This is a genomic window from Desertivirga arenae (genome assembly GCF_017355785.1).
Classification (GTDB): Bacteria; Bacteroidota; Bacteroidia; order Sphingobacteriales; family Sphingobacteriaceae; genus Desertivirga; species Desertivirga arenae.
Genome location: NZ_JAFEWE010000011.1, coordinates 173734 through 186353, shown reverse-complemented (window position 1 = coordinate 186353; position 12620 = coordinate 173734). Strand labels below are relative to the sequence as shown.

At 38.6% G+C, this 12620-nt stretch carries 11 protein-coding genes; 4 read left to right on the top strand and 7 right to left on the bottom strand.

The window, feature by feature from the left end; genetic code table 11:
• Window position 1 precedes the first annotated feature (1 nt).
• From J4N24_RS19445 to panB, 3 genes are all read right to left on the bottom strand, one after another.
• The gene (locus J4N24_RS19445; protein ID WP_207535393.1) at window positions 2-613 is read right to left on the bottom strand and encodes a 1-acyl-sn-glycerol-3-phosphate acyltransferase; all 612 of its coding nucleotides are present in this window, start codon (window positions 611-613) and stop codon (window positions 2-4) included.
• 50 nt (window positions 614-663) lie between these two features.
• Window positions 664-1392: an RluA family pseudouridine synthase gene (locus J4N24_RS19440; protein WP_207535392.1), complete on the bottom strand. Its 729-nt coding sequence runs from the start codon at window positions 1390-1392 to the stop codon at window positions 664-666.
• Window positions 1393-1560: 168 nt separating this feature from the next.
• Window positions 1561-2376 (bottom strand): 3-methyl-2-oxobutanoate hydroxymethyltransferase, encoded by an 816-nt coding sequence (panB, locus tag J4N24_RS19435; protein WP_207535391.1) that lies wholly within the window; start codon window positions 2374-2376, stop codon window positions 1561-1563.
• 377 nt (window positions 2377-2753) lie between these two features.
• Here panB and carA point away from each other — a divergent pair, with 377 nt between their 5' ends.
• From carA to J4N24_RS19420, 3 genes are all read left to right on the top strand, one after another.
• Complete coding sequence (gene carA, locus J4N24_RS19430; protein ID WP_207535390.1) at window positions 2754-3857, top strand: glutamine-hydrolyzing carbamoyl-phosphate synthase small subunit; 1104 nt, start codon at window positions 2754-2756, stop codon at window positions 3855-3857.
• Window positions 3858-4060: 203 nt separating this feature from the next.
• Window positions 4061-5356 (top strand): phosphopyruvate hydratase, encoded by a 1296-nt coding sequence (gene eno / locus J4N24_RS19425; RefSeq protein WP_207424661.1) that lies wholly within the window; start codon window positions 4061-4063, stop codon window positions 5354-5356.
• 88 nt (window positions 5357-5444) lie between these two features.
• The gene (locus J4N24_RS19420; protein ID WP_207535389.1) at window positions 5445-5804 is read left to right on the top strand and encodes a septal ring lytic transglycosylase RlpA family protein; all 360 of its coding nucleotides are present in this window, start codon (window positions 5445-5447) and stop codon (window positions 5802-5804) included.
• A 36-nt stretch (window positions 5805-5840) separates the two neighbouring features.
• Here the strand turns inward: J4N24_RS19420 and J4N24_RS19415 are convergent, their stop codons facing one another.
• The 3 genes from J4N24_RS19415 to J4N24_RS19405 all read right to left on the bottom strand — a co-directional run bounded on the left by J4N24_RS19415 (window position 5841) and on the right by J4N24_RS19405 (window position 10939).
• Window positions 5841-6620, bottom strand: coding sequence for a GLPGLI family protein (locus J4N24_RS19415; RefSeq protein WP_207535388.1), 780 nt, complete (start codon window positions 6618-6620; stop codon window positions 5841-5843).
• The gene (locus J4N24_RS19410) at window positions 6620-9418 is read right to left on the bottom strand and encodes an outer membrane beta-barrel family protein (protein WP_207535387.1); all 2799 of its coding nucleotides are present in this window, start codon (window positions 9416-9418) and stop codon (window positions 6620-6622) included. Before J4N24_RS19410 ends, J4N24_RS19415 begins: the two co-directional genes overlap by 1 nt.
• Window positions 9419-9577: 159 nt before the next feature.
• Window positions 9578-10939 carry a methyltransferase RsmF C-terminal domain-like protein gene (locus tag J4N24_RS19405; protein ID WP_207535386.1) on the bottom strand — a complete coding sequence of 454 codons (1362 nt, stop codon included), beginning with the start codon at window positions 10937-10939 and terminating at the stop codon, window positions 9578-9580.
• Between the two features lie 317 nt (window positions 10940-11256).
• Between J4N24_RS19405 and J4N24_RS19400 the strand changes: the two genes are divergently transcribed.
• Entirely contained in the window at window positions 11257-11631 is a 375-nt protein-coding gene (locus J4N24_RS19400; RefSeq protein WP_207535385.1) for a ribosomal maturation YjgA family protein, read from the top strand.
• Between the two features lie 62 nt (window positions 11632-11693).
• Here J4N24_RS19400 and J4N24_RS19395 read toward each other — a convergent pair whose 3' ends face one another.
• On the bottom strand, window positions 11694-12491 hold the full coding sequence (locus tag J4N24_RS19395) for a sialate O-acetylesterase (protein ID WP_207535384.1): 798 nt from the start codon (window positions 12489-12491) through the stop codon (window positions 11694-11696).
• Window positions 12492-12620 lie beyond the last annotated feature (129 nt).

Genomic DNA, 12620 nt, shown 5'->3' with positions numbered 1-12620 from the left:
CTTATACTGTAATGCGACTTTGCTGCTGTCGCGATTCCTGATAATGTTTGTTATAGAATTCCATGATCATTGATAAACCCTCTAACTCATTTGCCGGTACTTGCTTTAGCTTACACCAAACGGAGGGTTTACGTTTATCAAAATAATCAACGAACATAGCAGAAAAAAGGTATTGATAATTTTTATCAGATGCATTTATTAAATTGGTTAGCCCTTTCTCAAACACCACTTCGTCTACATGGTTTGACCCTAGTTTACCCTGCGGAAAAATAAGTATAAGATTGTCCGGGTCATTCAATAAGTTGCCTGATGTGTTCAGAGTGCTAAGCATCTCCCGTGATCGCTTCTTTAGAGAAATAGCGCCGAGGTACTTTAAAAAGAAAACCTTTTTGTAGTTTTCTTCAGTTACCAGTACATGGAACTTTTTCTTCAGAAGTCGACTGTTAAGCTCATATAACAAGAACCCATCCCACCATGAAAAATGGTTTGCAATCAGGAGAATTGCTTTATCGGGAGCGGTTTTAACGGGATTGAAATGGAAGGACTGAAAATCTCTTTTTATGATATAAGAGATGTAATTGCTAAAGAAGAATTTTATGAAACTCCTAAACATGCAGGCAAGATAGTTTATGTTAACTAGCCTGCCCACTTTTAGTTTAAATTTTAGTCCTCTTTATAGGCGAAAACTTCAAATTTATCCCAAAATCCATCTTTGGGAAGAGCGGCTTCTATGTCTATCGGTTCTTTTTTAATCGGATGTATAAACCGAAGCCTTTTTGCATGAAGGCATATGCTTTTCTTCAAACTGCCTCTCGGATAGCCATATTTATTGTCGCCAACAATAGGGCAATCTAAAGTTGAGAGTTGAACTCTGATTTGATGAGGTCTACCAGTAATTGGATCGACTTCAATAAGATGATAGCCATTTAATTCACCGATCAATTTGTAGTTTAACTCAGAACGTAAGCTTCCGTTAACCTCTTTGGTATGTGCCTTTGTGACATTCTTTTGCGGATTCTTCACCAACCAATGAACAAGGTTTCCTTCTTCAGGATTCGGTCTGTTTCGAACCACAGCCCAGTACGTCTTTTTCATTTCCCGGCCCTTAAACATCGCATTTATGCGATCAAGAGCTTTGCTTGTTTTTGCGAAAAGAATAACCCCGCTAACTGGTCGGTCAAGCCGGTGCACCACACCAAGAAAAGCGCCGTTGGGTTTATTATATTTTTTTGCTAAGTATCTTTTTACTTTCTCATCCAGGGGATCATCTCCCGTTTCATCTACCTGCACAATATCTCCAGCTCTTTTATTAACAGCTATTAAATGATTGTCTTCGTATAAGATGTCTTTGTCAGTAATTTCAGAAAATGCGGTCTGAGAGCTTTTTTGCATGTTATAATTTACGGAAAAGCTGGTGCTTGAGTTTCAATTGAAGAAGGTAGTTTTCAAGCTCTTTGTGAAGCGTATTCTTTATATAGCATTAATCTGCCTTCCTTTACTTAACCTGCACCAGCAAGTGATAATTGGTCAAGCTCTGCGCGATTATAAAAAAGATGCGCATTAATATTGTTCCTTCTCGTTAGGGAAATCAGTGCTTTTTACATCCTGTACATAACCTTTCACTGCTCCATTAATTTCCTCATACAGGTTCAAATACTGCCTTAAGAATCTTGGCCGAAATCCTTTTGTAAGACCAAGCATATCATGTACAACCAGAACCTGGCCGTCACAATGCGGACCAGCACCAATACCAATGGTCGGTATCTTAACGCTTGCGGTTACTTCCTCTGCGAGTTTCGCCGGTATCTTTTCAAGAACAACGGCAAAGCATCCTGCATCCTGCAATGAAAGTACATCTTGTTTCAGCTTATCGGCTTCAGCCTCTTCCTTAGCCCGTACAGTGTAAGTTCCAAATTTGTAGATAGACTGAGGCGTTAGCCCTAAATGACCCATTACAGGGATACCAGCAGTTATTATCCTGTCTATTGATTCCCTTATTTCCTGGCCACCTTCTAACTTTACAGCATGAGCACCCGATTCCTTCATAATGCGGATAGCCGAGTTTAAAGCTTCTTTAGAATTTCCCTGGTAAGATCCAAAAGGGAGATCTACCACTACCAAACATCTGCTTGCTGCTCTAACCACAGAGGATGCATGATAGATCATCTGGTCTAAAGTAATTGGTAAAGTGGTTTCGTGGCCAGCCATTACATTTGAAGCAGAGTCCCCAACCAATATAGCATCAATACCTGCCTCGTCCACAATCTTTGCCATTGAGTAATCATAGGAAGTGAGCATGGCAATCTTCTCGCCTTTCATTTTCATTTCCTGGATTGTATTAGTAGTAATGCGCCTAACTTCTTTATTAATTGACATTGCCAGATAATTTTAGTTCAAAGGTAGAAAACCAGAAGTAAAGATGAAGGGTAGAATCACATTATAAATCATATCGGGATAAGGTACACCAAGGCAGAATTCGAATTTTAAAAAATGGTTTTAAAAAAAGGATAAAAAGCATACCTTTGTCTCTTGTGAAATTTGAAGTCGATTGCTTCAGTCTATTACCGTTTAAAGCCCGAAATTCTTACGGGGACTTAAAGTTTTTCCATTTATTTTCCAGCCAAGAAGATGCAGAACGTGATGCATCAGAATTCCTTATAGCTTATGGAGATGGAAGTGATTTGTTCGCCGTAGAATGGTTAAGAGACCATAATCAGAGTAATACTAACAATAAAAATAACATCAATTAAGAAATGACTAATTACACCAAATTACCTGCTGTACTTTTGCTGGAAGATGGAACTGTTTACCACGGAAAAGCTGCCGGCAAAATCGGCACTACGACTGGTGAGATTTGTTTCAACACCGGCATGACCGGATACCAGGAAGTTTTTACCGACCCGTCTTATTTCGGGCAGATAATGGTTACCACAAACGCGCATATAGGTAACTATGGTGTTAATGAAGACGAAGTTGAGTCTGGTGATATTAAGATTTCAGGTCTTGTTTGTAAGAATTTCAATATTACTTACAGCCGCAAGATGTCTGATAAATCTATCCAGGATTATTTTCAGGAAGAGAATATCGTTGCCATTTCAGATGTAGATACCCGTTCTTTAGTTCGTCACATCCGTGACAAGGGAGCAATGAATGCTATTATTTCATCTGAAATCCTCGACCTTGACGAGCTTAAGCAGAAACTTGCAGAAGTGCCTTCAATGGATGGTTTAGAACTTTCATCTCAGGTTTCTACCAAAGAGCCTTATTTTTATGGTAATGAAAATGCTGCTCACAAAATTGCAGTACTAGACCTGGGGGTTAAGAAGAACATCCTTCGTAACTTTGATCACCGCGATGTTTACGCGAAAGTATTCCCTGCAAAAACATCTTTTGAAGAAATGGAAAAATGGGCTCCTGATGGATATTTTATCTCTAATGGCCCTGGTGATCCGTCTGCTATGCCGTATGCCATTGATACAGTTAAGAAGGTTCTTGAGGCAGATAAACCCTTATTTGGAATTTGTCTTGGACATCAGTTGTTAGCGCAGGCTAATGGTATTCGTACCAAGAAGATGTTTAACGGCCACCGAGGATTAAACCACCCGGTAAAGAATGTTATCCTTGACCATTGTGAAGTAACTTCTCAGAATCATGGATTTGGTGTTATTGCCGAAGATATCGAGAAATCAGATAAAATTGAAGTAACACACGTCAATCTTAATGATAACTCAATCGAAGGTATTCGTGTAAAAGGTAAAAAAGCCTTTTCAGTACAATATCACCCTGAATCATCTCCCGGCCCGCATGATTCACGTTATCTTTTCGACCAGTTTGTAGATTACATCGAGAATAAATAAAAGAATTTTTAAAAGCCCGTTTATTTAATGATAAACGGGCTTGTTTTTTTCTGATTTAACAGAAAAGTAATCACAATCATTTTTCGAACAATATAAAAAATACTATTTTTGGCATGCTTTCAAACTTAGTGTTTCTGTTACACTAACTATAAACCTATAGCGCTTTGAAAGAACCTTTCAGGTAAACAATAAATTAAAAAGAAATGAGCTTAATTTTAGACGTACACGCCAGGCAGATACTTGATTCCCGTGGCAATCCTACAATCGAAGTAGATGTAATTACTGAAAACGGTGTTGTTGGTCGTGCTGCTGTACCTTCTGGTGCTTCAACCGGAGTTCACGAAGCTGTGGAACTTCGTGACAACGACAAATCTCAATACCTTGGAAAAGGTGTTTTGAACGCCGTTAAAAATGTAAATGAAATCTTAGCGAAAGAACTTAAAGGATTAGATGTATTTGAACAGAATACTATCGATGCTTTAATGATCAAAATTGATGGAACGGAGAATAAGGGTAAAATTGGTGCTAACGCTATTTTAGGTGTTTCTTTAGCTGTAGCTAAAGCGGCAGCACAAGAGAGCCGTCAACCTCTTTACCGTTACATTGGTGGTGTTAATGCTAACACTCTTCCAATTCCAATGATGAACATCGTTAACGGTGGATCTCACTCTGATGCCCCTATCGCATTCCAGGAATTCATGATCATGCCAGTAGGTGCTTCTTCTTTCTCTGAAGCTTTACGTTGGGGAACAGAAGTATTCCATAACCTTAAAAAGATCCTTCATGACAGAGGTCTTTCTACAGCTGTAGGAGATGAAGGTGGTTTTGCCCCAACATTCGAAGGAACTGAAGATGGCGTTGAAACAATCTTACAGGCTATCGAAAAAGCAGGTTACAAACCAGGTGAAGATATTTATTTAGCTTTTGATTGTGCCGCTTCTGAATTCTACAAAGACGGTAAATACGACTATACTAAGTTTGAAGGCGAAAAAGGTGCTATCCGTACCAGCGAAGAGCAGGCTGAATACTTAGCGTCATTAACTGAGAAATACCCTATCATCTCAATTGAGGACGGTATGGCCGAGGATGATTGGGCTGGTTGGAAGTTATTAACTGACAAGATCGGTTCAAGAGTTCAGTTAGTTGGAGATGACTTGTTTGTAACTAATGTTAAACGTTTGCAACAAGGGATAGATAACAGCACAGGTAACTCTATTCTTGTTAAAGTAAACCAGATCGGTTCTTTAACTGAAACTATCAACGCTGTATCCTTAGCTCAAACAAACGGTTATACTTCAGTGATGTCTCACCGTTCTGGTGAAACTGAAGATGTTACCATTGCTGACTTAGCTGTAGCATTGAATTGTGGTCAAATTAAAACTGGATCTGCTTCTCGATCAGACCGGATCGCTAAATACAATCAATTACTTCGTATCGAGGAAGAATTAGGCGAAAACGCTAAATTCATTGGTAAGAATTTCAAATTCTTAAAAAAATAATTAAACTCTTGTAGTTCATGCAAAAGCCCGCTTGTCGGGCTTTTGTTATTTTTGCCCTGCCTCGTATCTTTGAACCGGTTTTTGTGTTATGACCTATCGAATTGTATTTCTGTTAATTGTTCTTTCCACTGGGTTTAGTTCCTGTACTCCGAAAATTACCCAGACTGGAAACGCCTCCTATTATGCAAAAAAGTTTAATGGTAGGAGAACGGCTAGTGGAGATAAGTTTAGAAGTTCAAAGAGAACAGCAGCCCATAAAACACTGCCATTTGGAACAAAGGTAAAGGTGACTAACTTAAAGAACGGGAAGTCGGTTAAGGTTAAGATAAACGACAGGGGGCCTTTTGTAGCGGGTCGAATTATTGACCTTTCAAGAAAGGCTGCCCGTAAAATTGATATGCTTAATGATGGCGTAGCGAAAGTAGAGATACGTTACAGCAAGAAATAAAGCTTTTGAAAAAACGCCCGTTTCCGGGCGCATATGCTAAAGTAATATTGGCTTCAAAGCTTCTTTACCGATGGCTCCCCAGTTCTTCATAGAACCTTCAACGGTTTTCTTAAGTTCTGCATTGGTCTGTAGCTTTCCCTTTGTTGGCGCTTTGATAGTGCTTGCTTGTCCGCTTTTCTCAGTTACAGAGGTTGCAAACCAATTGATGTTTTCATGAGGTAAAGCAACACCCAGTATCATTCCAGGCAAACCAGTAAAAGATTCAGGACCTCCCGAAACTGGGATCTTATCTGTGTAGAATGCTACTACATATATAGAATCCATAACGATGGCATTAGCCCTTCTGCACTGGTAGCCCGCTATTTCCCTTGTTTCATCTGTGATCTTCCATTTGATATTTCTAACTGAATCTTTAACAAGGAAATTTTGCTCAAATATATTTTTCTGAGTGATGAAAGTTCTGCTGTTAAGATCAATGTAGGTAGTATTAGGTTGGGTTGCTGCGGGGTGAAAACTCATGAAGTTTTGGCCGCTCGATTGCTGATCTGCTTGAGGCGTGTATAGAGTAGCTCCAGAGGAAAAGCTTAAGGTGCTTTTCATAGTCTTGAATTGAGGTTGCGTTTTTTTATACTGCTCAAAAGCCATTTGCATATAGTTTTCGTTCTCTTTTGTAATAGCCCTTTTGAAAATAGCGTACATGTTCACTTTTTTCTCGAACTGTATAACACCCTCTGTCGGAAAGTTAACGAATTGAGCAGTTGATTTTAAGGTGATAATTAATCCGAGTGCTGTTATAAGAATATGTTTTAGTTTCATTATTTTACAGTATTAGAAGTTGATGATTTAAGTCCGCCTCCCATTTTGTTAAATTCCCAGACAAGCGTTGCCAGAAAATATCTTTTGATGGTTTGGTAGCTATGCTGAGTTACGAAGTTATTGTTTACCCTTCGGCTAAAGCCATTGTTCTGATTCAACAGGTCATTACCCGACACAACGAGTGACAGGTTTTCCGCCTTAGTGAATTTCTTAGTGACAGAAGCATTTAATAATAGACGTTCAAAGGTTTCATTAAACGCTGCAGTCTTCTCTCTGAATTCATAATTCGCATTAGAACCAATCTGGAATTTGCCGGGAAGATATAGATTGAAGCCCCCGTTAGATGTATAAACCCATCCATTATTGTTTTTATTTAATTGTAATGAAGACTCGTTTTGGCTATAGGCGGGGTTGAAAGAAATATAGAAGTCGTATTTCTTTGGCTTATTCTGGGAGACTGAAAATTCTCCATAATAATTACTCGATGTTGCTTTATTCAGGCTTTCATTGCTTATACTGTAATATACGTTACCGTCTGTTCCCAGACTTCCTCCAACATTCAACTCCCATTTTTGAATCTTTCGGCTGAAATACATATAGGTATTATAGTTTCGGGAATCATGATTCTTCAAGTTGATAGACTGATAAGTATTCACGTTAGTGCTTAAGTCTGTGAAGGTTGAGTTTACAATGGGATTCATTGTAAATGAGTACGAACCATAGATATAGAAGCCCTGGTTGGCCAGTACTTTATAGGTGTTATAGTTGAAGTTGAAGGAGTTGGTGAAAGAGGGTTTTAGGTTTTGGTTACCAATAGTAATATTCAGAGGATCCGTATTCACCCTGACCGGTTGCAACTGGTCTGTTGAAGGCTGACTCGTTCTTCCATTGTAATTTATCCGGAACGATTTATAATTTGAAAACTTATATTGATAGCTTGCTTGTGGTAACCAGTTTATAAATTGGCGGTCGTATCGTGTATTCCTGAATAGGTCCTTCTGGTGGAAATTTACTGAAGTAGCTCTGGATCCGAAGCTCACGTTTGTTTTTTTCTCTTTATAGTTGAACACTGCTCCTCCCTGATGAGATATCTGGTTTAAGTCGAAATCATTACTATAAACCGAATCCAAAAGATTATACTTTCCACCTGCCGAATTGAAAGACTTCCTGACAGAAGAGCTACTGGTAATACCAAAGCCATAATTAACAATGAGAGAAAATTTTTTTGTAAGAGGCTCTGTATAGGTAAGGTTCGAGTTGGTTCTGATCATGCTGTTATCATTGTCTTTCAACTGATCTATTACGGAAGAATCTCTTTTTGAACCAATACTATCAAACGTGACATTAGTTGATAGAAGATTGCCTGTACTGTTTCCCTTGCTTAAACCCTGTGTGAAATTGACTGAAAAGGTCCTTCCTGGTTTCTTTAGTCTTTTACTAAAAAAGGCCGAAGCGTTAAGGCTTTGTTGATCGCCATCATTGTCCAGCGTCCTGCGATTATTATTAATTAATACATCGTTGAAGTTTAAACCGCTTCCAGTATTAAAACTATTGCTCTTAGTATTTCGCATTGATGCATCAATAGAGAACTTCCAGTTTGTGGTAGAGTCGGGCCTTAATTGATAGGTAGCATCAAGCTTTTGTCGAAATGTAGAATTGGAGAATATGGAGTTGTTAGTATTATTGATAAAGCTCTCCTTAAGGTTGTTTTGTGACAAATTACTTTCTGTTCCATCTACACTCAGATATCCGCTTTTGTAGTTAGCGTTTATTGACTCTTTATCCTTATTCCACTTATTATCAAAATGAACACCTCCGGTCTGTATTTCCGGAATTCCACTTCCCCGGTAGTTCGAGGCGTCAAGGTCGTCCCGATCATTTGAATACATGATTATTCCCCCGTCTTCGGTCATCTCCATGTTACCACCAGTATATTTATTATTATCCGACCAGCTAAGCCCCGTCCTCCCTGTATTGCCTACGGTTCCATAGGCTGAAAACTTCTTTTTTCCTTTAAACTTATTGAACATACCCTGACCGGCATAGTAGTTGCCGTCAAGACCACCTCCATCCAGTTTCCCGAAATATCCGTTCTTCTTGTCCTCTTTTAATTTCAGGTTAATGGTTTTATCCTTTATGCCATCGTCTATGCCTGTAAAGGTAGCCTGATCGCTTTTCTTATCGTAAAGCTGGACCTTATCAATCATGTCACTGCGAAGGTTCTTAGTAACCAAAGTAGGATCATCACCGAAAAATTCCTCACCATCTACTAATACTTTATTTACAGTCTGACCCTGGGCGGTGATTTTTCCGTCTTTATCTACCTGTATTCCGGGTAGCTGCTTGAGTAGGTCTTCCACTTTTGCATTTGGAGCTATTTTAAAACTTGATGCGTTGTATTCTGTTGTATCTCCTTTTATTTTGATAGCAGCTACAGTTCCTTTTACCACAATATCTTTTAGCAGGTTAGATTTTAGAAGCATATTAATATTTCCAAAATCTCTGGATTGGGAAACGGAATCGAGTTTAAAATGTTCTACGTAATCGGCATAGCCTGGATAAGTAGCCAGAAGAATAAATTTTCCGCCTGTTAAGCCCCCGATTGTAAAGCTTCCATCTCCGGCAGCTCTCGTAAACTTAACCAGGGTCGAGTCTTTAGCATTAAGAACAGACACTGAGGTGTTCTTTAATTTGATGAGAGACGTTGTATCTCCGATAGTGCCTCTTACTGATAAAGTTTGGGCGTAGATGATGCATGAGAACAGTGTTAGAAACACTGCCATGAGTAGCGCTTTCATTTAGGTTGTTTTGGAGTTTTGTGTAAGTAATTAGTTTGTCTAAAGTAAGGATATTTTCATATCCGTTAATTTTTCTTTCAGTTAGACGCCTGTGTTCCTGAAGTGTTACAAAGAAATTTAATTTAAGATAAAGTTTAGGGAAGTGAAGAGGTGTTTTGGTTATATCTCCTTTAATATTCTAAGTTCCTTAGGTAAGTAATTGTTGATCCGGTTAGAAAGGATCTTTGCCCAGCCCAAACCAAATCCTTGAAAGCTCATAAGGGTCCAGCCGTGATCCAGATTGTTTAACTTCAAATCGTCTTTTCTCAGGTAATTAATGGCTTCTTCGAAATTCAGTTCAGCTCTCTGTATGTTTTTATTGAGATAAATACTTAGGGCAAGTTCATGATCAGGTATAAGATCTTTCCCAACTATCTTTCCTGTAAAGACCCCCGATTTCTTCAGGTATAAAGAAGATTGTAGAAAATGGATATCATCAGCGTGAACAGGATTAATAATAGAGTACCCCTCCCTAACAGGGATAGGTAGCAAGGATGAATCAGCACTAATCCATCTCTGAACGATGGGTAAATCATTTTTATTTAATTTAACCGCTCGAGCCTTAACACTTTTTGCGAGAGATGAACTTTCATCTTTCCGAAAGCAACTTACAAAGAAACCTTCCCCCTTAACAAGGTGAGGATAGAACCTATAACCGTAGTTTTTATGTTTGGAAGAGATACTTTCCCTGATCTCCCAATTAGTATCAATCGGGATTTGAATAGATGAAACTTTGAAGGTGCCTGTTAACCAATCTGCAACTTCTTCATTTTCCTCTTCTGAGTAGGAGCAGGTTGAGTAAATTAGCAAACCTCCTTCTTTCAGTGCAGGGTAAATATCGGCAAGTATTCTCTGTTGGCGCTGACTGCAAAGTTGAACGTTGTTTTCAGACCACTCGTTCACCGTCTGAGGATCCTTTCTCCACATTCCTGATCCCGAGCAAGGTGCATCTACCACGATAACATCAAAGTAGCCTCCAAGTCTTTGGAAGTCTTTAGGATCATTGTTGGTAACAACAGAATTTAACACTCCCCATTTAGTCATATTATCTGAAAGTACCGGTACTCTTGTTTTAATGATTTCATTGGAAACAAGAAGACTATCACTGCTGATAACAGATGAAATTAAGGTGCTTTTACCCCCCGGAGCAGCACAAAGATCAAGTACTCTAAGATCTTCTTTAAGGTCAATTGTCTGCCTCAAAATGTGCTCTACGAACATTGACGATGCTTCCTGGACATAATAGCATCCGGCATGAAATAAAGGATCAGCTATAAATGACGGCCTTGCATTTAAGTACCTTCCGTACTCCGTCCAAGCTATCCTTTCAGCATTTAAAAAGGCGTTAGAAGGTTTAAAAGGATTTAATCTGACAGTGGTGACAGATTCGCCTTCTTCATGAATCCTGAAAAATAGCTCCTGGTCCAGCCCAAATTTTTCATTCAATGATCTTATTAAAGAAGAAGGAAGTACGTTGCCCATGATAAACAAAGGTAAAGCTTTATGATAAGGCCAGAAAAAATTAAGTGTAATGATTCTTCACCCCAAGGAGTTAATCTTTTAAAAAAATAGGCGGAAGAGGGTCTGATAGGCAATTTAGTAAAAAGGTATTTATTAGGAATTTAAATGTTAAATTCCCAGGACTATTGGATGATAACCATACTTCTCTTTATGAGATTTTCCTGATCCCACTATCATGCGCGATGGAAATGAGAGTATTGCCGGGAGTTTATGCATCAGGAGAAGGAAAGGTACGTTTTAGTAATATTCAATTTATACCTCAGTAGGAAGTGCAAAAGATGACTAAAAATCTAAGAGTTATATATTTTGTCTTAGTTATTTCAATAATACTAATAGGGCTCCTCTCCAGGCGCATGCCTTTGATTCCCTCGTTTGTGGGAGATGTCTTATGGGCTACAATGATATTTTTTATAGTACGTATTTTATTTGTTCATATAGATGTTCGCTTAAATGCTTTTATCAGTTTATCTGCTTGTTACCTGGTAGAGTTTAGTCAGCTATACCAGGCTGATTGGATCAATCAGGTAAGACAGACTACTATGGGAAGGCTGGTTTTAGGACAAGGGTTTCTATGGAGCGATTTAATTGCATATGCAGTAGGAATTTTAATTGGTCTCCTAATTGAAAAAATGATAGTCAGACGGATTGTTTAAAGAGTATTATTCCTGCGCTGTTTTTAAGGCTTTTTACCTCGCAACTAACTTCAATCCTATGATTATTTTTTCCTCTCAGTTTGTAACTCCTTCATTTTCTGTGCAAAACGAAATCCAAGTTGATATGCTGATTGCCCATCGAAATGTGTAGAATCCCCCTTGTGGGTTAAACCTTCTGATGTAATTAGTCCGGTATTGTGTATTTCCTTTTCTACATGAGCCAGAACTTCCTGATTGAATTTTTGAAAGGGTTCCCTGAATCGTCCAAGTTCTCCAATAACAATAGGCAAGTCTTTATTTTTGCTTAGTTTCCGGATTCTATTAAACAAATCTTCAAGATTTTTCATGTAACTCTTCGAAGCTTCAGTAGTAGCATTTGACTCACCTTGCAGCCAAAGCATACCTTTGATCTTTCCAACTTTCATGGCTTCCTGTATCCTTATCACAGCATCGTCGAATGGATGAGTTTTAGTGACGGGATCATAAGCTCCGATCCCCCATCTTTCTATTGAAGTACCTCCTACGGCACAAGGAATTAAGCCAATTCTAATAGATGAGTCTTCTTTTGCCATTTCAATTCCGAATGATAGTCCGGGTCCAACTCCAGTTATTCCGGGTTTATCAAAATGAACAGGGTTTTTCGCTAACTGCCAGCGATAATCTTTATCCAACATGTAAACTCTTGAATGCGAAAGCTTCCCTAGTTCTTGGGTTAATTGCCCCCTTCCAGCCATATTTGATTGGCCGGCAAGAATATATAATTGAAGGTTTCGAATTGTAGAAGTTTCCTCTTGGGCAAAGACTTCACCACCAACTGCAATCAGGATAAGAAGGAGCAAGATTTTAAACTTTTTTAGCATTAGTAATTAGTTAAGATAAAGATCAGATCAAACATCTTAATTATCGCTGCATTATAAGGGGCGCAAATTTATCAAAAAAGGTTTCTTTTTTGACGAGATGTAGGTGCCCCGATTGTTCTTCCATATCTA

Excerpts from the sequence above, each read along its gene's own strand:
- J4N24_RS19445 (WP_207535393.1), bottom strand. The coding sequence starts at position 613 with ATGTTTAGGAGTTTCATAAAATTCTTCTTTAGCAATTACATCTCTTAT.
- J4N24_RS19440 (WP_207535392.1), bottom strand. The coding sequence starts at position 1,392 with ATGCAAAAAAGCTCTCAGACCGCATTTTCTGAAATTACTGACAAAGAC.
- panB (WP_207535391.1), bottom strand. The coding sequence starts at position 2,376 with ATGTCAATTAATAAAGAAGTTAGGCGCATTACTACTAATACAATCCAG.
- carA (WP_207535390.1), top strand. The coding sequence starts at position 2,754 with ATGACTAATTACACCAAATTACCTGCTGTACTTTTGCTGGAAGATGGA.
- eno (WP_207424661.1), top strand. The coding sequence starts at position 4,061 with ATGAGCTTAATTTTAGACGTACACGCCAGGCAGATACTTGATTCCCGT.
- J4N24_RS19420 (WP_207535389.1), top strand. The coding sequence starts at position 5,445 with ATGACCTATCGAATTGTATTTCTGTTAATTGTTCTTTCCACTGGGTTT.
- J4N24_RS19415 (WP_207535388.1), bottom strand. The coding sequence starts at position 6,620 with ATGAAACTAAAACATATTCTTATAACAGCACTCGGATTAATTATCACC.
- J4N24_RS19410 (WP_207535387.1), bottom strand. The coding sequence starts at position 9,418 with ATGAAAGCGCTACTCATGGCAGTGTTTCTAACACTGTTCTCATGCATC.
- J4N24_RS19405 (WP_207535386.1), bottom strand. The coding sequence starts at position 10,939 with ATGGGCAACGTACTTCCTTCTTCTTTAATAAGATCATTGAATGAAAAA.
- J4N24_RS19400 (WP_207535385.1), top strand. The coding sequence starts at position 11,257 with ATGACTAAAAATCTAAGAGTTATATATTTTGTCTTAGTTATTTCAATA.
- J4N24_RS19395 (WP_207535384.1), bottom strand. The coding sequence starts at position 12,491 with ATGCTAAAAAAGTTTAAAATCTTGCTCCTTCTTATCCTGATTGCAGTT.